This window comes from Rhodocyclus purpureus (assembly GCF_016653115.1).
GTDB lineage: Bacteria > Pseudomonadota > Gammaproteobacteria > Burkholderiales > Rhodocyclaceae > Rhodocyclus > Rhodocyclus purpureus.
Genome location: NZ_NHRX01000063.1, coordinates 113,969 through 139,231, shown reverse-complemented (window position 1 = coordinate 139,231; position 25,263 = coordinate 113,969). Strand labels below are relative to the sequence as shown.

At 63.9% G+C, this 25,263-nt stretch carries 29 protein-coding genes and 1 tRNA gene; all 30 read left to right on the top strand.

What is annotated here, in order from left to right; all coding sequences use genetic code 11:
- Nucleotides 1-1,148: elongation factor Tu (tuf, locus tag CCR84_RS13510; protein ID WP_201213300.1), on the top strand; the 1,148-nt coding region annotated here is incomplete at its 5' end.
- Between the two features lie 55 nt (nt 1,149-1,203).
- Nucleotides 1,204-1,279: transfer RNA gene (locus tag CCR84_RS13505), tRNA-Trp, on the top strand.
- A 20-nt stretch (nt 1,280-1,299) separates the two neighbouring features.
- Entirely contained in the window at nt 1,300-1,653 is a 354-nt protein-coding gene (gene secE / locus CCR84_RS13500) for a preprotein translocase subunit SecE (RefSeq protein ID WP_201213298.1), read from the top strand.
- Complete coding sequence (gene nusG / locus CCR84_RS13495; protein WP_201213296.1) at nt 1,650-2,183, top strand: transcription termination/antitermination protein NusG; 534 nt, start codon at nt 1,650-1,652, stop codon at nt 2,181-2,183. Before secE ends, nusG begins: the two co-directional genes overlap by 4 nt.
- Nucleotides 2,184-2,314: 131 nt before the next feature.
- The gene (rplK, locus tag CCR84_RS13490) at nt 2,315-2,746 is read left to right on the top strand and encodes a 50S ribosomal protein L11 (protein ID WP_201213294.1); all 432 of its coding nucleotides are present in this window, start codon (nt 2,315-2,317) and stop codon (nt 2,744-2,746) included.
- 1 nt (nt 2,747) lies between these two features.
- Entirely contained in the window at nt 2,748-3,443 is a 696-nt protein-coding gene (gene rplA, locus CCR84_RS13485) for a 50S ribosomal protein L1 (protein ID WP_201213293.1), read from the top strand.
- Between the two features lie 274 nt (nt 3,444-3,717).
- Complete coding sequence (gene rplJ / locus CCR84_RS13480; RefSeq protein ID WP_201213291.1) at nt 3,718-4,236, top strand: 50S ribosomal protein L10; 519 nt, start codon at nt 3,718-3,720, stop codon at nt 4,234-4,236.
- A 55-nt stretch (nt 4,237-4,291) separates the two neighbouring features.
- Nucleotides 4,292-4,663: a 50S ribosomal protein L7/L12 gene (gene rplL, locus CCR84_RS13475; RefSeq protein ID WP_201213289.1), complete on the top strand. Its 372-nt coding sequence runs from the start codon at nt 4,292-4,294 to the stop codon at nt 4,661-4,663.
- Nucleotides 4,664-4,900: 237 nt separating this feature from the next.
- On the top strand, nt 4,901-9,184 hold the full coding sequence (gene rpoB, locus CCR84_RS13470; protein WP_201213287.1) for a DNA-directed RNA polymerase subunit beta: 4,284 nt from the start codon (nt 4,901-4,903) through the stop codon (nt 9,182-9,184).
- A 98-nt stretch (nt 9,185-9,282) separates the two neighbouring features.
- Complete coding sequence (rpoC, locus tag CCR84_RS13465; protein ID WP_201213285.1) at nt 9,283-13,521, top strand: DNA-directed RNA polymerase subunit beta'; 4,239 nt, start codon at nt 9,283-9,285, stop codon at nt 13,519-13,521.
- A gap of 170 nt (nt 13,522-13,691) precedes the next feature.
- The gene (gene rpsL, locus CCR84_RS13460; RefSeq protein WP_201213283.1) at nt 13,692-14,069 is read left to right on the top strand and encodes a 30S ribosomal protein S12; all 378 of its coding nucleotides are present in this window, start codon (nt 13,692-13,694) and stop codon (nt 14,067-14,069) included.
- 93 nt (nt 14,070-14,162) lie between these two features.
- Complete coding sequence (gene rpsG, locus CCR84_RS13455) at nt 14,163-14,633, top strand: 30S ribosomal protein S7 (protein ID WP_201213281.1); 471 nt, start codon at nt 14,163-14,165, stop codon at nt 14,631-14,633.
- 33 nt (nt 14,634-14,666) lie between these two features.
- The gene (gene fusA / locus CCR84_RS13450; RefSeq protein WP_201213272.1) at nt 14,667-16,760 is read left to right on the top strand and encodes an elongation factor G; all 2,094 of its coding nucleotides are present in this window, start codon (nt 14,667-14,669) and stop codon (nt 16,758-16,760) included.
- 18 nt (nt 16,761-16,778) lie between these two features.
- On the top strand, nt 16,779-17,969 hold the full coding sequence (gene tuf, locus CCR84_RS13445; RefSeq protein WP_201213270.1) for an elongation factor Tu: 1,191 nt from the start codon (nt 16,779-16,781) through the stop codon (nt 17,967-17,969).
- A gap of 66 nt (nt 17,970-18,035) precedes the next feature.
- Complete coding sequence (gene rpsJ, locus CCR84_RS13440) at nt 18,036-18,347, top strand: 30S ribosomal protein S10 (protein WP_201213268.1); 312 nt, start codon at nt 18,036-18,038, stop codon at nt 18,345-18,347.
- Between the two features lie 125 nt (nt 18,348-18,472).
- On the top strand, nt 18,473-19,117 hold the full coding sequence (gene rplC / locus CCR84_RS13435) for a 50S ribosomal protein L3 (protein ID WP_201213266.1): 645 nt from the start codon (nt 18,473-18,475) through the stop codon (nt 19,115-19,117).
- Complete coding sequence (gene rplD / locus CCR84_RS13430; protein ID WP_201213264.1) at nt 19,117-19,737, top strand: 50S ribosomal protein L4; 621 nt, start codon at nt 19,117-19,119, stop codon at nt 19,735-19,737. The genes rplC and rplD overlap by 1 nt, the downstream gene beginning before the upstream one ends.
- On the top strand, nt 19,734-20,036 hold the full coding sequence (gene rplW, locus CCR84_RS13425) for a 50S ribosomal protein L23 (protein ID WP_201213262.1): 303 nt from the start codon (nt 19,734-19,736) through the stop codon (nt 20,034-20,036). Before rplD ends, rplW begins: the two co-directional genes overlap by 4 nt.
- Nucleotides 20,037-20,864, top strand: coding sequence for a 50S ribosomal protein L2 (gene rplB / locus CCR84_RS13420; protein ID WP_201213260.1), 828 nt, complete (start codon nt 20,037-20,039; stop codon nt 20,862-20,864). It abuts the gene before it with no gap.
- A gap of 13 nt (nt 20,865-20,877) precedes the next feature.
- On the top strand, nt 20,878-21,153 hold the full coding sequence (gene rpsS, locus CCR84_RS13415) for a 30S ribosomal protein S19 (protein WP_201213258.1): 276 nt from the start codon (nt 20,878-20,880) through the stop codon (nt 21,151-21,153).
- A gap of 9 nt (nt 21,154-21,162) precedes the next feature.
- Nucleotides 21,163-21,492 carry a 50S ribosomal protein L22 gene (gene rplV / locus CCR84_RS13410; protein ID WP_201213256.1) on the top strand — a complete coding sequence of 110 codons (330 nt, stop codon included), beginning with the start codon at nt 21,163-21,165 and terminating at the stop codon, nt 21,490-21,492.
- Nucleotides 21,493-21,501: 9 nt separating this feature from the next.
- Nucleotides 21,502-22,308, top strand: a complete 807-nt coding sequence (gene rpsC / locus CCR84_RS13405; RefSeq protein WP_201213248.1) for a 30S ribosomal protein S3 — start codon at nt 21,502-21,504, stop codon at nt 22,306-22,308.
- Nucleotides 22,292-22,705, top strand: a complete 414-nt coding sequence (rplP, locus tag CCR84_RS13400) for a 50S ribosomal protein L16 (RefSeq protein ID WP_201213246.1) — start codon at nt 22,292-22,294, stop codon at nt 22,703-22,705. Before rpsC ends, rplP begins: the two co-directional genes overlap by 17 nt.
- A 2-nt stretch (nt 22,706-22,707) precedes the next feature.
- Complete coding sequence (gene rpmC, locus CCR84_RS13395) at nt 22,708-22,902, top strand: 50S ribosomal protein L29 (RefSeq protein ID WP_201213244.1); 195 nt, start codon at nt 22,708-22,710, stop codon at nt 22,900-22,902.
- Entirely contained in the window at nt 22,899-23,165 is a 267-nt protein-coding gene (gene rpsQ / locus CCR84_RS13390) for a 30S ribosomal protein S17 (protein WP_201213242.1), read from the top strand. Before rpmC ends, rpsQ begins: the two co-directional genes overlap by 4 nt.
- Nucleotides 23,166-23,292: 127 nt before the next feature.
- Nucleotides 23,293-23,661 carry a 50S ribosomal protein L14 gene (rplN, locus tag CCR84_RS13385; protein ID WP_201213241.1) on the top strand — a complete coding sequence of 123 codons (369 nt, stop codon included), beginning with the start codon at nt 23,293-23,295 and terminating at the stop codon, nt 23,659-23,661.
- A 9-nt stretch (nt 23,662-23,670) separates the two neighbouring features.
- Nucleotides 23,671-23,988, top strand: coding sequence for a 50S ribosomal protein L24 (gene rplX, locus CCR84_RS13380; RefSeq protein ID WP_201213239.1), 318 nt, complete (start codon nt 23,671-23,673; stop codon nt 23,986-23,988).
- Nucleotides 23,989-23,990: 2 nt separating this feature from the next.
- Nucleotides 23,991-24,530, top strand: coding sequence for a 50S ribosomal protein L5 (gene rplE, locus CCR84_RS13375; RefSeq protein ID WP_201213237.1), 540 nt, complete (start codon nt 23,991-23,993; stop codon nt 24,528-24,530).
- A gap of 7 nt (nt 24,531-24,537) precedes the next feature.
- The gene (gene rpsN / locus CCR84_RS13370) at nt 24,538-24,843 is read left to right on the top strand and encodes a 30S ribosomal protein S14 (protein WP_201213234.1); all 306 of its coding nucleotides are present in this window, start codon (nt 24,538-24,540) and stop codon (nt 24,841-24,843) included.
- Between the two features lie 15 nt (nt 24,844-24,858).
- Entirely contained in the window at nt 24,859-25,254 is a 396-nt protein-coding gene (gene rpsH / locus CCR84_RS13365; protein ID WP_201213226.1) for a 30S ribosomal protein S8, read from the top strand.
- The last annotated feature ends 9 nt before the right edge of the window (nt 25,255-25,263 follow it).

Genomic DNA, 25,263 nt, shown 5'->3' with positions numbered 1-25,263 from the left:
TCGGTACGATCGGTCACGTTGACCACGGCAAGACGACGCTGACGGCGGCGATCACCACCATCCTGTCGAAGAAGTTTGGCGGCGAAGCCAAGGCCTACGACCAGATCGACGCGGCGCCGGAAGAAAAGGCGCGCGGCATCACGATCAACACCGCACACGTCGAATACGAAACCGAATCGCGTCACTACGCGCACGTCGACTGCCCGGGGCACGCCGACTACGTGAAGAACATGATCACCGGTGCCGCCCAGATGGACGGCGCCATCCTGGTCTGCTCGGCCGCTGACGGCCCGATGCCGCAGACGCGCGAGCACATCCTGCTCGCCCGCCAAGTCGGCGTTCCGTACATCATCGTCTTCCTGAACAAGTGCGACATGGTCGACGACGAAGAGCTGCTCGAGCTGGTCGAGATGGAAGTTCGCGAGCTCTTGTCGAAGTACGACTTCCCGGGCGACGACATCCCCATCGTCAAGGGTTCGGCGCTGAAGGCGCTCGAAGGCGACACGGGCCCGCTCGGCGAGCAGGCGATCATGGCGCTGGCCGCTGCGCTGGACAGCTACATCCCGACGCCTGAGCGCGCCATCGACAAGCCCTTCCTGCTGCCGATCGAAGACGTGTTCTCGATCTCGGGTCGTGGCACGGTCGTGACCGGCCGCGTCGAGCGTGGCATCGTCAAGGTCGGCGAGGAAATCGAAATCGTCGGTATCAAGGCGACGACCAAGACGACCTGTACCGGCGTCGAAATGTTCCGCAAGCTGCTCGACCAGGGTCAGGCGGGCGACAACGTCGGCGTGCTGCTGCGCGGCACCAAGCGTGAAGACGTCGAGCGCGGCCAGGTTCTGGCCAAGCCGGGTTCGATCACGCCGCACACGCACTTCACGGGCGAAGTCTACGTCCTGTCGAAGGAAGAAGGCGGCCGCCACACGCCGTTCTTCAACAACTACCGTCCGCAGTTCTACTTCCGTACCACCGACGTGACCGGCGCGATCGCGCTGCCGGAAGGCACCGAGATGGTCATGCCGGGCGACAACGTGTCGATCACCGTCAAGCTGATCGCCCCGATCGCCATGGAAGAAGGCCTGCGCTTCGCCATCCGTGAAGGCGGCCGTACGGTCGGCGCCGGTGTGGTTGCGAAGATCATCGAGTAAGTGCAGTTCAATGACGCCGGGCGGCCTTGCAGGCTTGCCCGGTAGTCTCTGCCGCAGGGGTATAGCTCAACTGGCAGAGCGTCGGTCTCCAAAACCGAAGGTTGGGGGTTCGATTCCCTCTGCCCCTGCCACACATATCAAAGCTGAAGAAATGGCCGACAAACTCAAGTTCGCGCTGGCGCTGGCCTTGCTTGCCGCTGGCGTAGCCGGCTTTTATCTGCTCGGCGAGCAGGCGCTGATCGTGCGCGTCCTGTCCGTGCTCGCGGGCCTTGCCGCCGCCGTCGGGACTGCATGGACGACCGAACAGGGGCGTCAATTCTTCGGTTTTGCGAAGGACGCGGTCGATGAAACGCGCAAGGTCGTCTGGCCGACGCGCAAGGAAACCCTGCAGACGACCGGGATGGTCTTCGTGTTCGTCGTGGTCATGGCGCTTTTCCTCTGGCTCGCCGACAAGAGTCTCGAGTGGCTGTTGTACGACCTGATTCTTGGATGGAAACAATCATGAGCATGCGCTGGTATGTCGTTCACGCCTATTCGGGCTTCGAGAAGAGCGTGCAGCGCGCGCTGGCTGACCGCATCGCCCGCCAGGGGATGCAGGATCATTTCGGTCGCATCCTGGTTCCCGTCGAGGAAGTCGTCGAACTGAAGGGCGGCCAGAAGAGCATCACCGAGCGCAAGTTCTTCCCGGGCTACGTCCTCGTCGAAATGGAAATGAACGACGACACCTGGCACCTGGTCAAAAGCACGCCCAAGGTTACCGGCTTCGTCGGCGGCGCTGCCAACAAGCCGACGCCGATTTCCGAGAAGGAAGTCGACAAGATCATGCAGCAGATGCAGGAAGGCGTCGAAAAGCCGCGGCCCAAGGTCCTGTTCGAGCCGGGCGAAGTGGTCCGTGTCAAGGAAGGCCCGTTCACCGACTTCCACGGCTCGGTCGAGGACGTCAATTACGAGAAGAACCGTCTGCGCGTCTCGGTCACCATCTTCGGCCGGTCGACGCCGGTCGAGCTCGAATTCAGCCAGGTCGAGAAGTCCTGAGGACTTCATGGCCCGGAAGGCTGCCGGCGTGATGCGCCGGGGCAGCCAAGGCTTGCGGCCAAGTGGCCGCAAGTGTCGTTTGGGGAGCGTCGGCAACGGCGCGCTCGTACCCGTCTTTTGGAGCGTTTAACGTGGCAAAGAAGATAATCGGCTTCATCAAGCTGCAAGTGCCCGCCGGCAAGGCGAATCCGTCGCCCCCGATCGGTCCCGCACTCGGCCAGCGCGGTCTCAACATCATGGCGTTCTGCAAGGAATTCAACGCCAAGACGCAGGGCATGGAGCCCGGTCTGCCGATCCCGGTGGTGATCACCGCGTTCGCGGACAAGAGCTTCACCTTCATCATGAAGACCCCGCCCGCAACGGTGCTGATCAAGAAGGCATCGGGCGTGCAGAAGGGCAGCGCCAAGCCGCATACCGACAAGGTCGGCAAGCTGACGCGTGCCCAGTGCGAGGAAATCGCCAAGACCAAGATGCCCGATCTGACCGCCGCCGACATGGAAGCTGCGGTGCGCACGATCGCTGGCAGCGCCCGCTCGATGGGCATCACGGTGGAGGGTCTCTGAGATGGCCAAACTGAGCAAGCGTCAACAGGCCCTGCAGGGCAAGATCGATCGTAACCGCAACTACGCCGTCGCCGAAGCGCTGACGCTGGCCAAGGAAGTCGCGACCGCCAAGTTCGACGAGTCGATCGACGTCTCGGTGAACCTCGGCATCGACCCGCGCAAGTCCGACCAACTCGTCCGTGGTTCGGTCGTGCTGCCCGCGGGGACCGGCAAGACCGTCCGCGTCGCCGTCTTCGCGCAGGGTGAAAAGGCTGAAGCCGCCCGCGCCGCCGGCGCCGACATCGTCGGCTTCGACGACCTCGCCGCCGAAATCAAGGCCGGCAACATCAACTTCGATCGCGTCATCGCCACCCCCGATGCGATGCGCGTCGTCGGTCAGCTCGGCCAGATCCTCGGTCCGCGCGGCCTGATGCCGAACCCGAAGGTCGGCACCGTGACCATGGACGTCGCCACCGCCGTGCGCAACGCCAAGGCCGGTCAGGTCCAGTACCGCACCGACAAGGGCGGCATCGTGCACTGCACGATCGGTCGCGCCTCGTTCGAAGTCGCGCGCCTCGAGGAAAACCTGAAGGCGCTGATCGACGCGCTGAGCAAGGCCAAGCCGGCCAGCTCGAAGGGCCAGTACCTGAAGAAGGTTGCCGTGTCGAGCACGATGGGTCTCGGCGTTCGCGTCGACCTCGCCAGCCTGCAAGGCTGATCGCAGTAACAAGCGCCGGCGTCCCTGACGTCGGCGCCAACGTACTTTGGGACGTCGCATCCTCGCGGGTGCGGCGGATCGTCAAAGACCGCAGGCGCTGCCGGAGTCATCCGGCAGTCTAAGCGCGCAAGCGACCTGCGCAGACGGTGTGCCCGAAACAGGATTTTTTGCCGACGCCCGCCAAGGCGGCGGTGACGCTCCTGATCGAGGTCGCCGTGGGTGCGACGTGTCCAGCCGGACGCGTCGTGTGTGGACTTGATAGGAGGACAGGCCCGTGGGTCTCAATCTTGATGATAAAAAGGCCGTAGTCGCCGAAGTATCGGTGAAAGTGGCCAGCGCCCAGACGATCGTTCTGGCCGCGTACAGCGGGATCGCCGTCGGCGACCTGACCCGCTTGCGCGCCCAGGCACGCCAGTCGGGCGTCTACCTGCGCGTGGTGAAGAACACCCTCGTACGTCGCGCAGTTGCGGACACCCCGTTCGCTCCCCTCGCCGAGCAGATGACCGGCCCGCTGATCTACAGCATTTCCGAAGATCCGGTGGCAGCGGCGAAGGTGCTCAGCGATTTCGCGAAAACCAACGACAAGCTCGTGCTCAAGGCCGGCTGCTACGGCGGCAAGGTGCTCGACAAGGCCGGCGTGCAAGCGCTCGCCTCGATCCCCAGCCGCGAAGAACTGCTCGCACGCCTGCTCGGCGTCATGCAGGCTCCGGTTTCCGGGTTCGCGCGTGCGCTCGCTGCGCTCGCCGAGCAGCGCGGTGGCGCCGCAGCCCCGGCCGAAACGGCCGCGGCTTAAAGCACGCTTCGACATTTCGCATCCCTTTTCAAGATTTATCTGGAGTTAATCGATTATGGCTATCAGCAAAGAAGACATCCTCGAAGCCGTCGGCGCAATGACGGTCATGGAACTGAACGACCTGGTCAAGGCGTTCGAAGAGAAGTTCGGCGTTTCCGCTGCCGCGATGGCGGTTGCCGCTCCGGGCGCTGCTGCCGCCGCCCCGGCTGAAGAGCAGACCGAATTCACCGTCATCCTCGCCGCTGCCGGCGACAAGAAGGTCGAAGTCATCAAGGTCGTGCGTGCGGTCACCGGTCTGGGCCTCAAGGAAGCCAAGGACCTCGTCGACGGCGCGCCGAAGCCTGTCAAGGAAGGCATCTCGAAGGCCGACGCCGAAGCGCTGCAGAAGCAACTCGAAGGCGCTGGCGCGAAGGTCGAGGTCAAGTAAGACGGCCTCTCCTGGGCGGGTCGACGGCTTACGGCCGTCGGCCCGCTTGCGTTTTTCTGTCAGGCAAGTCGTTCCCTGCCGGCAAATGGGGACGGCGGGCACCGGTCGGGGCTCGCGCGCAGACAAACGTGAGGTTGATTGCGAAGGCAGTCTCCTCACGTTTGTCCGCTGTACGGTGTGGCGGGACTGATCCCCCGCGCACCGCGCAATCTAGGATCTTTCAAGCTCGGAGCGACCATGACCTACTCCTACACCGAGAAAAAACGCATCCGCAAGAGCTTCGCCAAGCGCGCCCGCGTGCTCGACGTGCCCTTCCTGCTGGCGACCCAACTCGACTCCTTCACCGCCTTCCTGCAGTCCGGCGTGCCGGCGTCGCAACGGCGGGTCCAGGGCCTGCAGGCGGCGTTCAACTCGATCTTCCCGATCACCAGCCACAGCGGTAACGCGCGCCTCGAGTTCGTCAGCTACACTCTGGCCGATCCGGCCTTCGACGTGCCCGAATGCCAGCAGCGCGGGCTGACCTACGCCTCGGCGCTGCGTGCGCGCGTGCGCCTCGTCATCCTCGATCGCGAAGCGCCGGACACGATCAAGGAAGTCAAGGAGCAGGAAGTCTACATGGGCGAGATCCCGCTGATGACGACGACCGGCTCCTTCGTCATCAACGGTACCGAGCGCGTCATCGTCTCGCAGCTGCACCGTTCGCCCGGCGTGTTCTTCGAGCACGACCGCGGCAAGACGCACAGCTCGGGCAAGCTGCTCTTCTCCGCGCGCGTCATCCCCTACCGCGGTTCGTGGCTCGACTTCGAGTTCGATCCCAAGGACATCCTCTTCTTCCGCGTCGACCGCCGGCGCAAGATGCCGGTGACGACGCTGCTGCGTGCGATCGGGCTGAACAACGAACAGATCCTGCGCGAGTTCTTCGAGTTCGACACCTTCACGCTGGGCAAGGGCGCCGCCGAATTCGAGCTGGTTCCCGAGCGCCTGCGCGGTGAAGTCGCCCGCTTCGACTTCGTCGATACGACTGGCCGCGTCATCGTCGCCAAGGACAAGCGCATCACCGCGCGTCACATTCGCGAGCTCGCCGAAGCCGGCGTCAAGCGCATCGCCGTTCCCGACGACTTCGTCCTCGGCCGCGTCGTCGCGCAGAACGTGATCGACGCCGAAACCGGTGAGATTCTCGCCAACGGCAACGAAGAGGTCACCGAGAGCCTGCTCGACCGCCTGCGCGAGGCCGGCGTGAGCACGCTGCAGACGCTCTACGTGAACGATCTCGACCGCGGCGCCTTCATCTCGCAGACGTTGCGCGCCGACGACACGACCACGCGCCAGGCTGCGCGCATCGCCATCTACCGCATGATGCGCCCGGGCGAGCCGCCCACCGAAGAAGCGGTCGAGATCCTGTTCAACGGCCTGTTCTACTCCGACGAGCGCTACGACCTCTCGGGCGTCGGCCGCATGAAGTTCAACCGTCGCGTCGGACGCCAGGATGTCGTCGAATACAAGGTGATGGTCCGCCACGTCCCGCACAAGCGCGAGGCCATCGTCCAGGCGATCGCCGACGCGACCGGCAGCACCGCCGGTGCCGTCGAGCTGGTGCTCGGCGAGCTGCCCTTCGGTGCGCGCGCCGTCGCCGAAAACCTCACCGAGGAAAAGGCACGCGCGATCGCCGAGCAGCTGAAGGCGCTCGGCGCCGGCGTCGAGGTGCGCGAGCAACTGACGCTCTCCCCGCGTGACATCACCGAAGTGATCAAGATCCTGGTCGAACTGCGTAACGGCCGCGGCGAAATCGACGACATCGACCACCTCGGCAACCGCCGCGTGCGCTCGGTCGGCGAACTCGCCGAGAACCAGTTCCGTGCCGGCCTCGTCCGCGTCGAGCGTGCGGTCAAGGAGCGCCTGAGCCAGGCCGAGTCCGACAACCTGATGCCGCACGACCTGATCAATGCCAAGCCGATCAGCGCCGCGATCAAGGAGTTCTTCGGCTCGAGCCAGCTGTCGCAGTTCATGGACCAGACCAACCCGCTGTCCGAGATCACGCACAAGCGTCGCGTCTCGGCCCTCGGCCCGGGCGGCCTGACGCGCGAACGCGCCGGCTTCGAGGTGCGCGACGTGCACCCGACGCACTACGGCCGCGTCTGCCCGATCGAGACGCCGGAAGGTCCGAACATCGGCCTGATCAACTCGCTCGCTCTCTACGCGCGCACCAACGAGTACGGCTTTCTCGAGACCCCGTACCGCAAGGTGGTCGACGGCGCGGTGACCGACCAGATCGAATTTCTGTCGGCGATCGAGGAAGGCCGCTACGTCGTCGCCCAGGCCAACGCCTCGCTCGACGAGCGCGGCGTGCTCTCCGACGAGCTCGTCACCTGCCGTGAAAAGGGCGAAACGATCCTTGCCGAACCGTCGCGCGTCCAGTACATGGACGTCGCTCCCGGTCAGATCGTCTCGGTCGCCGCCTCGCTGATCCCCTTCCTCGAGCACGACGATGCGAACCGCGCGCTGATGGGCGCCAACATGCAACGTCAGGCGGTTCCCTGCCTGCGTCCGGAGAAGCCGCTGGTCGGCACCGGCATCGAGCGCACCGTCGCCGTCGACTCGGGCACCGCGGTGCAGGCGCTGCGCGGCGGCAAGGTCGACTACGTCGACGCCTCGCGCGTCGTCGTCCGCGTCAATGACGACGAGACCATCCCGGGCGAAGTCGGCGTCGACATCTACAACCTCGTCAAGTACACGCGTTCGAACCAGAACACCAACATCAACCAGCGGCCGCTGGTGCGCGTCGGCGACATCATCGCCAAGGGCGACGTCGTCGCCGACGGCGCGTCCACCGACAAGGGCGAACTCGCGCTCGGCCAGAACATGCTGGTCGCGTTCATGCCGTGGAACGGCTACAACTTCGAAGACTCGATCCTGATCTCCGAACGCGTCGTCGCCGAGGACCGCTACACCTCGATCCACATCGAGGAACTGACCGTCGTCGCGCGCGACACCAAGCTCGGACCCGAGGAAATCACGCGCGACATCGCCTCGCTCGGCGAAGCGCAACTCGGCCGTCTCGACGAATCGGGCATCGTCTATATCGGTGCCGAGGTCGAGGCCGGCGACGTGCTGGTCGGCAAGGTGACGCCGAAGGGCGAGACGCAGCTGACGCCGGAAGAAAAGCTCCTGCGCGCGATCTTCGGCGAGAAGGCCTCCGACGTGAAGGACACCTCGCTGCGCGTGCCGTCGGGTATCGCCGGCACCGTCATCGACGTGCAGGTGTTCACCCGTGAAGGCATCGAGCGCGACAAGCGCGCACAGTCGATCATCGACGACCACCTGCGCGGCTACAAGCTCGACCTCGCCGACCAGATGCGCATCGTCGAACGCGACGCCTTCGCCCGTGTCGAGCGCCTGATCGTCGGCAAGACCGCCAACGGCGGACCGAAGAAGCTGGCCAAGGGCACGGTGATCAGCCAGGCCTACCTCGACGGCATCGACCCGCACCACTGGTTCGACATCCGCATGGCCGACGACGAGGTCGCGACCCAGCTCGAACAGCTGCGCGAAGGTCTCGAGCAGACGCGCAAGAACTTCGACGTTGCCTTCGAGGAGAAGCGCAAGAAGCTCACCCAGGGCGACGAACTGCCCCCGGGCGTGCAGAAGATGGTCAAGGTCTATGTCGCGGTCAAGCGTCGCCTGCAGTCCGGCGACAAGATGGCCGGCCGTCACGGCAACAAGGGTGTCGTCTCGCGCATCGTCCCGGTTGAGGACATGCCCTACACCGCCGATGGCAAGCCGGTCGACATCGTCCTCAACCCGCTCGGCGTTCCGTCGCGGATGAACGTCGGCCAGATCCTCGAAGTGCACCTCGGTCTCGCCGCCAAGGGCCTCGGCAACAAGATCGACGCGATGCTGCGCAGCCAGGCGGCGATCGCCGATCTGCGCGCCTTCCTCGACCGCGTGTACAACGAGCACGGACGCAGCGAAGACCTCGGCGAACTTAATGACGCCGAGATCGTCGAACTCGCCGAGAACCTCAGGAACGGCGTCCCGTTCGCGACGCCGGTCTTCGACGGCGCCAAGGAAGCCGAGATCAAGGCCATGCTGGCACTCGCCGACATGCCCGAGTCCGGCCAGATGACGCTGTTCGACGGCCGCACCGGCGAGCGCTTCGAGCGCGAAGTCACCGTCGGCTACATGCACATGCTGAAGCTGCACCACCTGGTCGACGACAAGATGCACGCGCGTTCGACCGGCCCGTACTCGCTGGTGACGCAGCAGCCGCTCGGCGGCAAGGCGCAGTTCGGGGGCCAGCGTTTCGGGGAAATGGAAGTGTGGGCGCTCGAAGCCTACGGCGCTTCCTACGTGCTGCAGGAAATGCTGACGGTCAAGTCGGACGACGTGAACGGACGGACCAAGGTCTACGAAAACATCGTCAAGGGCGAGCACAAGATCGACGCCGGCATGCCCGAGTCGTTCAACGTGCTGGTCAAGGAAATCCGCTCGCTGGCGATCGACATCGACCTCGAACGCTTCTGATACGAGCCGCCGGCCCGATCGGGCCGGCATCGGGGACGGCGCGTACCGGAGTGCCGCCGTCCCGACATCCAGAATTCTCACCCCGGATGGAGTGAAAGATGAAAGCACTACTTGATCTGTTCAAGCAGGTAACGCAGGAAGAAGAATTCGACGCGATCACCATCGGCCTCGCGTCGCCCGAGAAGATCCGTTCGTGGTCGTACGGCGAAGTCAAGAAGCCGGAGACCATCAACTACCGCACCTTCAAGCCCGAGCGCGACGGTCTCTTCTGCGCCAAGATCTTCGGCCCGATCAAGGACTACGAGTGCCTGTGCGGCAAGTACAAGCGCCTGAAGCACCGCGGCGTCATCTGCGAGAAGTGCGGCGTCGAAGTGACGCTGGCCAAGGTTCGTCGCGAGCGCATGGGCCACATCGAGCTGGCCAGCCCGGTCGCCCACATCTGGTTCCTGAAGAGCCTGCCGAGCCGTCTCGGCATGGTGCTCGACATGACCCTGCGCGACATCGAGCGCGTCCTCTATTTCGAAGCCTTCGTTGTCTATGACGCGGGGATGGTCGACAGCCTGAAGCGCGGCCAGCTGCTCACCGAAGACCAGTACCTCGAAATGGTCGAGGAGCACGGCGACGACTTCCGCGCCGCGATGGGTGCCGAGGGTATCCGCGAGTTGCTGCGCGCGCTCGACCTCGACAACGAAGTCGAGCACCTGCGTGCCGAGCTCGAAACGACGACCTCGGAAACCAAGAACAAGAAGCTGGCCAAGCGCCTGAAGCTGCTCGAAGGCTTCCAGAAGTCCGGCATCAAGCCCGACTGGATGGTGCTCGAAGTGCTGCCGGTGCTGCCGCCCGACCTGCGCCCGCTGGTGCCGCTCGACGGCGGCCGTTTCGCGACCTCGGACTTGAACGACCTCTACCGCCGCGTCATCAACCGCAACAACCGCCTGAAGCGCCTGCTCGAACTGAAGGCCCCCGACATCATCGTGCGCAACGAGAAGCGCATGCTGCAGGAGGCCGTCGACTCGCTGCTCGACAACGGTCGCCGCGGCAAGGCGATGACCGGCGCCAACAAGCGTCCGCTGAAGTCGCTCGCCGACATGATCAAGGGCAAGGGCGGTCGCTTCCGTCAGAACCTGCTCGGCAAGCGCGTCGACTACTCGGGCCGTTCGGTCATCGTCGTCGGTCCGCAGCTCAAGCTGCACCAGTGCGGCCTGCCGAAGCTGATGGCGCTCGAACTATTCAAGCCGTTCATCTTCAATCGCCTCGAGATCATGGGCCTGGCGACGACCATCAAGCAGGCGAAGAAGATGGTCGAGACCGAAGAGCCGGTGGTCTGGGACATCCTCGAAGAGGTGATCCGCGAACACCCGATCATGCTGAACCGCGCGCCGACGCTGCACCGCCTCGGCATCCAGGCGTTCGAGCCGACGCTGATCGAAGGCAAGGCGATCCAGCTGCACCCGCTCGTCTGCGCGGCCTTCAACGCCGACTTCGACGGCGACCAGATGGCCGTGCACGTGCCGCTGTCGCTGGAGGCGCAGATGGAAGCGCGCACGCTGATGCTCGCCTCCAACAACGTCCTCTCGCCCGCCAACGGCGAACCGATCATCGTCCCCTCGCAGGATATCGTTCTCGGTCTGTACTACGCGACGCGCGAGCGCATCAATGCGCGCGGCGAAGGCATGATCCTGCGCGACCTGGCCGAGGTGCAGCGCGCCATGCAGGCCGGCGAACTCGACATCCACGCCAGGATCTCCTGCCGCATCCGCGAATACGAGCGTGACGGCGAGAACGGCTGGAAGGAAAAGATCACGCGCTACGAGACCACCGCCGGCCGCGCCCTGCTGTCCGAGATCCTGCCCAAGGGCCTGCCCTTCAGCGTCCTCGACAAGCCGCTGAAGAAGAAGGAAATCTCGAAGCTGATCAACACCGCGTTCCGCCGCTGCGGACTGAAGGACACGGTCGTCTTCGCCGACCAGCTGATGCAGAACGGCTACCGCCTGGCGACCCGCGCCGGCATCTCGTTCTGCTCGGACGACATGCGCGTGCCGCAGCAGAAGTACGAGATCATCGCTGCTGCCGAAGCCGAAGTGAAGGAAATCGAGAGCCAGTACACCAACGGTCTCGTCACCTTCGGCGAACGCTACAACAAGGTCGTCGATATCTGGGGCCGCACCGGCGACCAGGTCGCCAAGGTGATGATGGAGCAGCTCGGCCAGGAGCAGGTGATCGACCGCCACGGCAAGGAAGTCAAGCAGGAGTCGTTCAACTCCATCTACATGATGGCCGACTCGGGCGCCCGCGGCTCCGCCGCCCAGATCCGCCAGCTCGCCGGCATGCGCGGCCTGATGGCCAAGCCGGACGGCTCGATCATCGAGACGCCGATCACCACCAACTTCCGCGAAGGCCTGAACGTTCTCCAGTACTTCATCTCGACCCACGGCGCACGTAAGGGCCTCGCCGACACGGCGCTGAAGACCGCCAACTCGGGTTACCTGACCCGTCGTCTGGTCGACGTGACCCAGGATCTGGTCGTCACCGAGGACGATTGCGGCACCGAGAACGGCGTCACCCGCAAGGCGCTGGTCGAGGGCGGCGAAGTGATCGAGGCGCTGCGCGAGCGTATCCTCGGTCGTGTCACGGCGGCCGACGTCGTGAACCCCGACACGGCCGAGACGGTGATCGTCGCTGGCACCCTGATCGACGAAGACCTGTGCGACCTGATCGACCAGCTCGGCATCGACGAGGTCAAGGTGCGCACGCCGCTGACCTGCGACACGCGCTACGGCCTCTGCGCCAAGTGCTACGGCCGCGACCTCGGCCGCGGTTCGCTGGTGAACGTCGGCGAGGCGGTCGGCGTCATCGCCGCGCAGTCGATCGGCGAACCGGGTACGCAGCTCACCATGCGCACCTTCCACGTCGGCGGTGCCGCTTCGCGGGCCGCGGTGGCCAGCCACGTCGAGACCAAGATCGCGGGTATCGCGCGTTTCAGCGCCAACATGCGCTACGTCACCAATCCGAAGGGCGAGAAGATCGTCATCACGCGTTCGGGTGAGGTGATCATCACCGACGACAACGGCCGCGAGCGCGAACGGCACAAGACGCCGTACGGCGCGACGCTGCAGGTGGCCGACGGCCAGGCGGTCAAGGCCGGCACCAAGCTGGCGACCTGGGACCCGCACACGCGTCCGATGATCGGCGAATACGCCGGTACCGTCCGCTTCGAGAACGTCGAGGAAGGCGTCACCGTCGCCAAGCAGATCGACGAAGTCACCGGCTTGTCGACCCTGGTCGTCATCGATCCGAAGCGCGGCGGCAAGGCGCAGACCAAGGGCCTGCGTCCGCAGATCCGCCTGTTCGACGAGAACGGCGAAGAGGTCAAGGCGCACGGCAGCGAGCACGCGGTGACCATCACCTTCCAGGTCGGCGCCATCATCAACGTCCTCGACGGCCAGCAGATCGCAGTCGGTGACGTGCTTGCGCGTCTGCCGCAGGAATCGGCGAAGACCCGCGACATCACCGGCGGTCTGCCGCGCGTCGCCGAGCTGTTCGAGGCGCGCACGCCTAAGGATGCCGGCATGCTCGCCGACGTCACCGGCACCGTCTCCTTCGGCAAGGACACCAAGGGCAAGCAGCGTCTGGTCATCACCGACCTCGAAGGCGTCGCCCACGAGTACCTGATCCCGAAGGACAAGCACGTCCTGGTGCACGACGGCCAGGTGGTGAACAAGGGCGAGAACATTGTCGACGGCGAACCCGACCCGCACGACATCCTGCGCCTGCAGGGCGTCGAGGCGCTCGCCGTGTACATCACCGACGAAGTGCAGGACGTGTACCGTCTGCAGGGCGTCAAGATCAACGACAAGCACATCGAAGTGATCGTCCGCCAGATGCTGCGCCGCGTCGCCATCGTCGAACCCGGCGACACGCGCTTCATCAAGAGCGAACAGGTCGAACGCGCCGAAGTCCTCGACGAGAACGACAAGATGATCGCGCAGGGCAAGCTGCCGGCGACCTACGAGCACGTGCTGCTCGGCATCACCAAGGCCTCGCTGTCGACCGACTCGTTCATCTCGGCGGCTTCGTTCCAGGAAACGACGCGCGTGCTGACCGAAGCGGCGATCATGGGCAAGCGCGACGAACTGCGTGGCCTCAAGGAAAACGTCATCGTCGGTCGCCTGATCCCGGCCGGTACCGGTCTTGCCTACCATACGGCGCGCAAGAAACGGGCGGCGGGCGAGGACATCGCCGGTGGCTTCACCAGCGAGATCGAGTCGGTGTTTGCCGATCCGCTGCCGGGTGCCGAACAAGCGGCCGAACCGGCGCCGGATTCGACGCTCGGTTGACTCGGGGCTTGATTGCCCATAGAATCCCCGGTCTTTTATGGCGGAATGCGACCAAAGCACCCGCCCTGACTGGATAATCGCCAAGGCGGTCCCTTTGGTCCGCCTTGGTTTTTTGCAGCGTTCGAGCGGCTTCCCGTCGCTCACGTCCTACGTGTTCTTTGGAAGAGAGTATGCCGACTATCAACCAGCTCGTACGCAAGCCGCGTACGCTTGTGCGCAGCAAGAGCAAGGTGCCTGCGCTGGAAAACTGCCCGCAGAAGCGCGGCGTCTGTACGCGTGTGTACACGACGACCCCGAAGAAGCCGAACTCCGCGCTGCGTAAGGTGTGCAAGGTTCGCCTGACCAACGGTTTCGAGGTCATCTCGTACATCGGCGGTGAAGGCCACAACCTGCAGGAGCACTCGGTGGTGCTGATCCGCGGTGGCCGTGTCAAGGACTTGCCGGGTGTGCGTTACCACACCGTGCGCGGTTCGCTCGACACCCAGGGCGTCAAGGACCGCAAGCAGTCGCGTTCGAAGTACGGCGCCAAGCGCCCGAAGAAGGCCTGATCCAGGTCTTAGTAAGTGGCCGCTCGCCTGGGCGGCCGGGAGGGGCGCGTCCTGCGACCCCTCGACTGAATCCTTTCATTTCTGAGGTCATCCATGCCCCGTCGTCGTGAAGTTCCCAAGCGCGATATTCTCCCCGATCCGAAGTTCGGGAGTGTCGAAGTCTCCAAATTCGTCAACACCATCATGATGTCCGGCAAGAAGTCGGTCGCCGAGCGCATCGTCTATGGTGCCTTCGACATCATCGCCGCCAAGGGCGGCAAGGATCCGCTCGAGGTCTTCACCTCCGCGATGGGCAACGTCAAGCCGCTGGTCGAAGTCAAGAGCCGCCGCGTCGGTGGTGCCAACTACCAGGTTCCGGTCGAAGTCCGCCCCAACCGCCGCATGGCGCTGGCGATGCGCTGGCTGCGTGAAGCGGCGCGCAAGCGTTCGGAAAAGTCGATGGGTCAGCGCCTGGCCGCCGAGATGCTCGAAGCCTCGGAAAACCGTGGCGGTGCCGTCAAGAAGCGCGATGAAGTCCACCGCATGGCCGAGGCGAACAAGGCCTTCGCCCACTACCGCTTCTAATGCCGACGAACCTACTTAGCGAAGGCTGACAACGTGGCACGTAAAACCCCTATCGAGCGCTACCGCAACATCGGTATCAGCGCGCACATCGACGCCGGCAAGACCACCACGACCGAGCGCATCCTCTTCTACACCGGTGTGAACCACAAGCTCGGCGAAGTTCACGACGGTGCTGCGACCATGGACTGGATGGAGCAGGAGCAGGAGCGTGGCATCACCATCACCTCCGCGGCGACCACCTGCTTCTGGAAGGGCATGGACCTGTCCTTCCCGGAACACCGCTTCAACATCATCGACACCCCGGGGCACGTCGACTTCACCATCGAAGTCGAGCGCTCGATGCGCGTGCTCGACGGCGCCTGCATGGTCTACTGTGCGGTCGGCGGCGTGCAGCCGCAGTCGGAAACCGTCTGGCGCCAGGCCACCAAGTACAAGGTGCCGCGTCTCGCGTTCGTGAACAAGATGGACCGCTCCGGCGCCAACTTTTTCAAGGTCGTCGAGCAGATGAAGACGCGCCTGAAGGCCAACCCCGTGCCGATCGTGGTTCCGATCGGTGCCGAGGACAGCTTCGTCGGCGTCGTCGATCTGCTGAAGATGAAGGCGATCGTCTGGGACGAGGCGAGCAACGGCATGAAGTTCGAATACGCCGACATCCCCGCCGACCTCGTTGACGTCGCCAACACCTGGCGTGAGCAGATGGTCGAGGCCGCCGCCGAGGCGTCCGAGGAACTGATGAACTCGTACCTCGAGAACGGCGAACTGTCGGAAGAGGACATCATTGCCGGCCTGCGCCAGCGCACCCTCGCCTGCGAAATCCAGCCGATGCTGTGCGGTTCCGCGTTCAAGAACAAGGGCGTGCAGCGCATGCTCGACGCGGTCATCCAGTTCCTGCCGTCGCCGGTGGACATCCCGCCGGTTGCCTGCGAAGACGACAATGGCCAGCCGACGACGCGTGAAGCCAGCGACGACGCCAAGTTCTCCGCGCTCGCGTTCAAGCTGATGACCGACCCCTACGTCGGCCAGCTCACCTTCATCCGCGTGTACTCGGGCGTGCTCAAGTCGGGCGACACCGTCTACAACTCGGTCAAGGGGCGCAAGGAGCGCGTCGGCCGCGTGCTGCAGATGCACGCCAACGATCGCGTCGAAATCAAGGAAGTGCTCGCCGGCGACATCGCCGCCTGCGTCGGCCTGAAGGACGTGACCACGGGTGAAACCCTGGCCGACCCGGAAGCGCCGGTCATCCTCGAGCGCATGGAGTTCCCCGAGCCGGTGATCCACGTCGCCGTCGAGCCGAAGACCAAGGCCGACCAGGAGAAGATGGGCATCGCGCTCGGTCGCCTGGCTGCCGAGGATCCGTCCTTCCGCGTGCGCACCGACGAGGAGTCGGGCCAGACCATCATCTCGGGCATGGGCGAACTGCACCTCGAAATCATCGTCGACCGCATGAAGCGCGAGTTCGGTGTCGATGCCAACGTCGGCGCGCCGCAGGTGGCGTACCGCGAGTGCATCAAGAAGGCGGTCGAGCAGGAAGGCAAGTTTGTCAAGCAGTCCGGCGGTCGCGGCCAGTTTGGCCACGTCTGGCTCAAGATCGAACCGAACGAAGCCGGCAAGGGCTACGAGTTCGTCGACGCGATCAAGGGCGGCGTCGTTCCGCGCGAGTACATCCCGGCGGTGGACAAGGGTCTGCAGGACGCGATCACCAGCGGCGTGCTCGCCGGCTTCCCGGTCGTCGACATCAAGTTCACGCTGTTCGACGGTTCCTACCACGACGTCGACTCGAACGAGAACGCGTTCCGCATGGCCGCCTCGATGGCGTTCAAGGAAGGCATGCGCAAGGCGCAGCCGACCCTGCTCGAGCCGATGATGTCGGTCGAAGTCGAGACCCCGGAAGACTACATGGGCAACGTCATGGGCGACCTGTCCAGCCGCCGCGGCATGGTGCAGGGCATGGACGACATCCCGGGTGGCATGAAGGCCGTCCGCGCCGAGGTGCCGCTGGCCGAGATGTTCGGCTACGCGACGCAGCTGCGCTCGCTGACCCAGGGTCGCGCGACCTACTCGATGGAATTCAAGCACTACGCCGAAGCGCCGAAGAACGTCGCTGAAGCCGTCATCAACAAGAAGTAATCATTCAAGGGAATAGCAATGGCTAAGGGAAAATTCGAACGCAAGAAGCCGCACGTGAACGTCGGCACGATCGGTCACGTTGACCACGGCAAGACGACGCTGACGGCGGCGATCACCACCATCCTGTCGAAGAAGTTTGGCGGCGAAGCCAAGGCCTACGACCAGATCGACGCGGCGCCGGAAGAAAAGGCGCGCGGCATCACGATCAACACCGCGCACGTCGAATACGAAACCGAATCGCGTCACTACGCGCACGTCGACTGCCCGGGGCACGCCGACTACGTGAAGAACATGATCACCGGTGCCGCCCAGATGGACGGCGCCATCCTCGTCTGCTCGGCCGCCGACGGCCCGATGCCGCAGACGCGCGAGCACATCCTGCTCGCCCGCCAGGTCGGCGTTCCGTACATCATCGTCTTCCTGAACAAGTGCGACATGGTCGACGACGAAGAGCTGCTCGAGCTGGTCGAGATGGAAGTTCGCGAGCTCTTGTCGAAGTACGACTTCCCGGGCGACGACATCCCCATCGTCAAGGGTTCGGCGCTGAAGGCGCTCGAAGGCGACACGGGCCCGCTCGGCGAGCAGGCGATCATGGCGCTGGCCGCTGCGCTGGACAGCTACATCCCGACGCCTGAGCGCGCCATCGACAAGCCCTTCCTGCTGCCGATCGAAGACGTGTTCTCGATCTCGGGTCGTGGCACGGTCGTGACCGGCCGCGTCGAGCGTGGCATCGTCAAGGTCGGCGAGGAAATCGAAATCGTCGGTATCAAGGCGACGACCAAGACGACCTGTACCGGCGTCGAAATGTTCCGCAAGCTGCTCGACCAGGGTCAGGCGGGCGACAACGTCGGCGTGCTGCTGCGCGGCACCAAGCGTGAAGACGTCGAGCGCGGCCAGGTTCTGGCCAAGCCGGGTTCGATCACCCCGCACACGCACTTCACGGGCGAAGTCTACGTCCTGTCGAAGGAAGAAGGCGGCCGCCACACGCCGTTCTTCAACAACTACCGTCCGCAGTTCTATTTCCGTACCACCGACGTGACCGGCGCGATCGCGCTGCCGGAAGGCACCGAGATGGTCATGCCGGGCGACAACGTGTCGATCACCGTCAAGCTGATCGCCCCGATCGCCATGGAAGAAGGCCTGCGCTTCGCCATCCGTGAAGGCGGCCGTACGGTCGGCGCCGGCGTCGTTGCGAAGATCATCGAGTAATACTGCCCGGGAGGGCGCCGCCTGCGCGTGGCGCCTTCGCGCTCCCCCTCGCTCTTTGGAAAAAACATGCAAAGCCAGAAAATCCGCATCCGCCTCAAGGCCTTCGACTATCGCCTGATCGACCAGTCGGCCCAGGAAATCGTCGACACCGCCAAGCGTACCGGCGCCGTCGTGCGTGGCCCGGTGCCGCTGCCGACGCGTATCGAGCGCTTCGACGTCCTGCGTTCGCCGCACGTCAACAAGACCTCGCGTGACCAGTTCGAGATCCGTACCCACCTGCGCCTGATGGACATCATCGACCCGACCGACAAGACTGTCGACGCGCTGATGAAGCTCGATCTGCCCGCGGGTGTGGACGTCGAGATCAAGTTGCAGTAAGCAGTATTGCATCAAGCAGTCGCGGCGGCTATAATCCGCCGCTTTAGCCGGGCGACCTCATCGAGGCCGCCCATTTTGACTTGCATCGCTCGCCGGCCAATCGCAGCCGGCAAGAGGAGAAAACAATGAGTCTAGGCCTTGTTGGGCGCAAGGTCGGCATGACGCGCATCTTTACCGACGACGGTGCTTCCGTCCCGGTCACGGTGCTCGACGTGTCGAACAACCGCGTCGCCCAGATCAAAACGCCTGAAAACGACGGCTACGCCGCCGTCCAGGTGACCTTCGGTCAGCGCCGCGCTTCCCGTGTCAATAAACCGCTGGCGGGTCACCTCGCCAAGGCCGGCGTCGAAGCCGGGCACACGCTGCGCGAGTTCACCGTCACCCCCGAACAGCTGGCTTCGCTGAAGCCGGGCGACCACATCGCCGTCACCCTGTTCGCCGTCGGCCAGAAGGTCGACGTCACCGGCAAGAGCATCGGTAAGGGCTTCGCGGGCGGCATCAAGCGCCACAACTTCAGCTCGCAGCGCGCCTCGCACGGTAACTCCGTGTCGCACAATGCACCGGGCTCGATCGGCATGGCGCAGGATCCGGGTCGCGTCTTCCCGGGCAAGCGCATGGCCGGCCATCTCGGCGACGTGAAGCGTACGCAGCAGAACCTCGAAGTCGTCCGTGTGGACGTCGAGCGTCAGTTGCTGTTGGTCAAGGGCGCCGTGCCCGGCTCCAAGGGGTCGGACGTGATCGTGCGTCCTGCAGTCAAGGCGGGGGCATAATGGAACTCAAGGTCATCAACGAACAAGGCCAGGAAGCTAGCCGCCTGCAGGCCTCCGACGTGCTGTTCGGCCGCGACTACAACGAAGCGCTGATCCACCAGGTCGTCGTCGCCTACCAGGCCAATGCCCGTAGCGGCAACCGCGCCCAGAAGGACCGTGAGCAGGTCAGCCACACCACGCGCAAGCCGTGGGGCCAGAAGGGCACCGGTCGCGCGCGTTCGGGTATGTCGTCCTCGCCGCTGTGGCGTGGCGGCGGTCGTACCTTCCCGAACTCCCCCGACGAGAACTTCAGCCAGAAACTGAACAAGAAGATGTATCGCGCCGGCATGGCGTCGATCTTCTCGCAGCTGGCACGCGAAGACCGTCTGGCCGTGGTCGAGTCGATCGCAGTCGAAGCGCCGAAGACCAAGCTCTTCGCGCAGAAGATCAAGGGCATGGGCTACGACTCCGTGCTGGTCATCACCGACTCGCTCGACGAGAACGTGTTCCTTGCTTCGCGCAACCTGCCCAACGTGCTGGTTCTCGAAGTCAGCGAAGCGGATCCGGTGTCGCTGATCCGCTTCCCGAAGGTGCTGCTGACCAAGAGCGCCGTCGCCAAGTTTGAGGAGATGCTGGGATGAACCAGGAACGTCTATTGCAGGTTTTGCTCGCTCCCCAGATCTCGGAAAAGGCGACCTGGGTCGCCGAGAAGAACGAGCAGGTGATCTTCCGCGTCGCCAGCGACGCGACCAAGCCTGAAGTGAAAGCTGCCGTCGAGCTGCTGTTCAAGGTGCAGGTCGAGTCGGTGCAGATCGCCAACGTCAAGGGCAAGCAGAAGCGCTTCGGTCGCTTCAACGGTCGCCGCAAGGGCTGGAAGAAGGCTTTCGTCAGCCTCGCCGCTGGTCAGGCTATCAATTTCGTCGAAGGGGGGGCAGCGTAAATGGCTCTCGTCAAAGTCAAGCCCACGTCGCCGGGCCGTCGTGCCGTCGTCAAGGTCGTCAATCCCGACCTGCACAAGGGCAAGCCGCTGGCCTCGCTCGTCGAGCCGCAGTCGAAGAAGGCCGGCCGCAACAACAACGGTCGCATCACCACCCGTCACCAGGGCGGTGGTCACAAGCAGCACTACCGTGTGATCGATTTCCGTCGCAACAAGGACGGCATCGTCGCCAAGGTGGAGCGTCTCGAATACGACCCGAACCGCAGCGCCAACATCGCGCTGGTTCTCTACGCCGATGGCGAGCGTCGTTACATCATCGCGCCGAAGGGCCTCACCGTCGGTCAGCAGATCGTCAGTGGCTCGGAAGCGCCGATCAAGGCCGGCAACACGCTGCCGATCCGCAACATCCCGGTCGGTACCACGATCCACTGCATCGAGATGATCCCGGGCAAGGGTGCGCAGCTGGCGCGCTCGGCCGGTGCTGCGGTGCAGCTGCTCGCGCGCGAAGGCGTCTATGCCCAGCTGCGTCTGCGTTCCGGTGAAATCCGCCGCGTGCACGTCGAGTGCCGCGCGACCATCGGTGAAGTCGGTAACGCCGAGCACAGCCTGCGCTCGATCGGCAAGGCCGGTGCGATGCGCTGGCGTGGTGTGCGTCCGACGGTTCGCGGTGTCGTCATGAACCCGATCGACCACCCGCACGGCGGTGGTGAAGGCCGTACTGCGGCCGGTATGGCGCCGGTCAGCCCGTGGGGCACGAAGACCAAGGGTTATCGTACTCGTCGCAACAAGCGCACGAACTCGATGATCGTTCAGCGCCGTCACAAACGCTAAGGGATAGAGAACCATGGGACGTTCCATCAAAAAGGGCCCGTTCGTCGACGCCCACCTGATCAAGAAAGTCGACGCCGTTCGTGTGTCGAAAGACAAGCGCCCGATCAAGACCTGGTCGCGTCGCTCGACGGTCCTGCCCGATTTCGTCGGCCTGACCATTGCCGTGCACAACGGCAAGCAGCACATCCCGGTGTACATCACCGAAAACATGGTCGGCCACAAGCTCGGCGAGTTCTCCCTGACGCGTACCTTCAAGGGACATACCGCCGGCAAGAAGGCGAAGAGGTAAGGAGAGGATATGGAAACTCGTGCTGTATTGCGCGGCGTACGCCTGTCGGACCAGAAAGGTCGCCTCGTTGCCGACCAGATCCGCGGTTTGCCGGTGGATAAGGCCCTGAACATTCTGGCGTTCAGCCCGAAGAAGGGTGCCCAGATCATCAAGAAGGTGCTGGAGTCGGCGATCGCGAATGCCGAACACAACGACGGCGCCGACATCGACGAGCTCAAGGTCAAGACGATCTACGTTGAAAAAGGCGCGGTGCTGAAGCGCTTCTCCGCCCGTGCGAAGGGTCGTGGCAACCGCATCGTCAAGCCGACCTGCCATATTTACCTGACCGTCGGGAACTGAGGACTACAAATGGGACAGAAGATTCATCCGACCGGTTTTCGCCTGGCTGTCACGCGTGACTGGTCCTCGCGCTGGTACGCGAATAGCAAGAACTTCGCGGGCATGCTCAACGAAGACATCAAGGTCCGCGATTACCTGAAGAAGAAGCTGAAGCACGCCTCCGTCGGCCGCGTCCTCATCGAGCGCCCGGCGAAGAACGCGCGCGTCACCGTGTTCTCGGCCCGCCCCGGCGTTGTCATCGGCAAGAAGGGCGAAGACATCGACCAGCTCCGCGTCGACCTGCAGCGCATCCTCGGCGTCCCCGTGCATGTGTCGATCGAGGAAATCCGCAAGCCGGAACTCGACGCGCAGCTGATCGCCGACTCGATCGCCCAGCAGCTCGAAAAGCGCATCATGTTCCGCCGCGCCATGAAGCGCGCGATGCAGAACGCGATGCGTCTCGGCGCCCAGGGCATCAAGGTGATGAGCTCGGGCCGTCTGAACGGCGCCGAGATCGCGCGTCGCGAGTGGTATCGCGAAGGTCGCGTGCCGCTGCACACGCTGCGTGCCGACATCGACTACGCGACCTCCGAAGCCGAGACGACCTACGGCATCATCGGCATCAAGGTATGGGTTTACAAGGGCGACCTGCTCAACCGCAACGAAGCTCCGGCGGCCGCTGAGGCTGACGAGGCAGCGCGCAAGGCGCGTCGCGGTGTTCGTCCCGGCGATGACCGTCCGCGCGGTCGCGTCGTGAAGACTGAGGGTGCCGAAGGCGACAAGGCGCCGGCAAAACGTGTAAGAAAGGCAGGAGTCAAAGATGCTGCAGCCAGCTAGAAGAAAGTATCGCAAGGAGCAGAAGGGCCGTAACACCGGCCTGGCGACTCGTGGCGCCAAGGTCAGCTTCGGCGAGTTCGGCCTCAAGGCGACCGATCGCGGTCGTCTGACTGCGCGTCAGATCGAGGCGGCGCGGCGGGCGATGACCCGCCACATCAAGCGCGGCGGCCGCATCTGGATCCGTGTCTTCCCCGACAAACCGATCTCGAAGAAGCCGGCTGAAGTGCGGATGGGTAACGGCAAGGGCAACCCCGAGTACTACGTCGCCGAGATTCAGCCGGGCAAGGTGCTCTACGAGATGGACGGCGTGGCCGAGTCGCTCGCCCGCGAGGCGTTCGCCCTGGCAGCTGCCAAGTTGCCGATTGCGACGACTTTCGTCACGCGAATGGTGGGATAAACATGAAAGCCAGTGAACTCAGAACGAAGAGCGTCGACGAGCTGAAGCAGGAATTGCTTGATCTGCTGAAGGCGCAGTTCGGCCTGCGCGTCCAGGTGGCGACGCAGCAGATTTCCAACACTAGCCAGCTTGGCAAGGTGCGTCGCGACATCGCGCGCGTGCGCACCGTCCTCCGTGAAAAGGCGGTGCAACAATGAGCGAATCGACCTCCATCAAGCGTACTCTGATCGGTCGCGTGGTCAGCGACAAGATGGACAAGACGGTGACGGTGCTGATCGAACGTCGCGTCAAGCACCCGATGTACGACAAGATCATCGTGCGCACCAAGAAGTATCACGCGCACAACGAAGGCAACGAGGCAAAGGCCGGCGACCTGGTGGAAATCACCGAGACCCGTCCGGTTTCGAAGACCAAGGCGTGGGCAGTCACGCGCCTGCTGGAAAAAGCGTCCGCAATTTAACGCTTTGCAATCTAGACGGAGGCGGCTATAATGCCGCCTCTTTGTCGTGCGGCCGCCCGGCCGCACGTTCCTCCCGTACGGGTTCCAAGACTGTCCGCGAATTCGGCGGGATAAGTTGGAGTAAATAATGATTCAGATGCAGACGGTACTGGACGTCGCCGATAACACCGGCGCGCGTTCGGTCATGTGTATCAAGGTGCTCGGTGGCTCCAAGCGGCGCTACGCAAGCATCGGCGACGTCATCAAGGTCAGCATCAAGGATGCTGCCCCGCGTTCCCGCGTCAAGAAGGGCGACGTGTATAGCGCGGTGGTCGTTCGCACCGCCAAGGGCGTGCGTCGTGCCGATGGTTCCCTGGTCAAGTTCGATAATAATGCGGCGGTGCTCCTCAATAACAAGGGTGAGCCTATCGGTACGCGCATCTTCGGCCCGGTGACGCGCGAACTGCGCTCCGAGCGCTTCATGAAGATCGTGTCGCTGGCGCCGGAAGTGCTGTAAGGAGCCGCCATGAACAAGATTCGTAAAGGTGACGAAGTCATCGTCATCACCGGCAAGGACAAGGGCAAGCGCGGGACGGTTCTCTCCTGCTCGCTCGGCGATCGCCTCGTGGTCGAGGGCATCAACCGTGCCCGCAAGCACGTCAAGCCGAATCCGGTGAAGGGTGTCGTCGGCGGTTTTGCCGACAAGGACATGCCCATTCATATTTCCAATGTCGCACTGTACAACCCGGCGACCGGCAAGGCCGATCGCGTCGGCATCAAGCAGCTCGAAGACGGCACCAAGGTGCGCTTCTTCAAGTCGTCCGGCGAAGTGGTGGGGGCTTAAGCATGGCGCGTTTGCAGGATTACTACAAGACTACCGTAGCTCCCGAGCTGCAGCAGAAGTTCGCCTACAAGTCGAACATGGAAGTGCCGCGCATCACCAAGATCACCCTGAACATGGGTGTCGGTGAGGCCGTTGCCGACAAGAAGGTGCTCGAGCACGCCGTCGGCGACATGACCAAGATCGCCGGCCAGAAGCCCGTCGTCACCAAGGCGCGCAAGTCGATCGCCGGCTTCAAGATCCGTGACGGCTACCCGATCGGCTGCATGGTCACGCTGCGCGGACCGCGCATGTACGAATTCCTCGATCGCCTGATCACCGTGGCGCTGCCGCGCGTCCGCGACTTCCGCGGCATCTCCGGCAAGGGCTTCGACGGCCGTGGCAACTACAACATGGGCGTCAAGGAACAGATCATTTTCCCGGAAATCGAGTACGACAAGATCGACGCCCTGCGTGGCATGAACATCTCCGTCACCACCACCGCGAAGACCGACGCTGAAGCGCGTGCACTGCTCGCCGCTTTCAAATTTCCGTTCAAGAACTGAGGCGAACATGGCGAAACTTGCACTGATCAACCGCGAAGACAAGCGGGGCAAGATGGTCGAAAAGTATGCCAAGAAGCGTGCCGAGCTGACCGCGCAAATCAATGACCAGAGCCGTAGCGAAGAAGAGCGCTTCAACGCGCGTCTCGAGCTGCAGGCGCTGCCGCGCAATTCCAGCCCCGTGCGTTTGCGCAATCGTTGCCAGGTGACCGGTCGTCCGCGTGGCGTGTACCGCAAGTTCGGTCTGGGTCGCAGCAAGCTGCGCGACGCAGTCATGCGCGGCGAAGTGCCGGGCGTGACCAAGGCCAGCTGGTAAGCAGGAGATTACGAAATGAGTATGAGCGATCCGATCAGCGATATGCTGACCCGCATTCGCAACGCACAGATGGCGGAAAAGGCGTCGGTGTCGATGCCTTCCTCGAAGCTGAAAGTGGCGATTGCAAAGGTGTTGAAGGACGAAGGTTACGTCGAAGACTTCGCCGTTCGTGAGAACGACGGCAAGCCGCAGCTGGAAATCGGCCTGAAGTACTACGCCGGCCGTCCGGTCATCGAGCGCATCGAGCGCGTTTCCAAGCCCGGTCTGCGCATCTATCGCGGCGTCCAGGATATTCCGCGTGTGATGAATGGTCTCGGTGTCGCCATCGTGTCGACCCCGCAGGGCGTCATGACCGACCGCAAGGCCCGCGCCAGCCACGTCGGCGGCGAAGTGCTTTGCATCGTGGCGTAAGAGGTAACC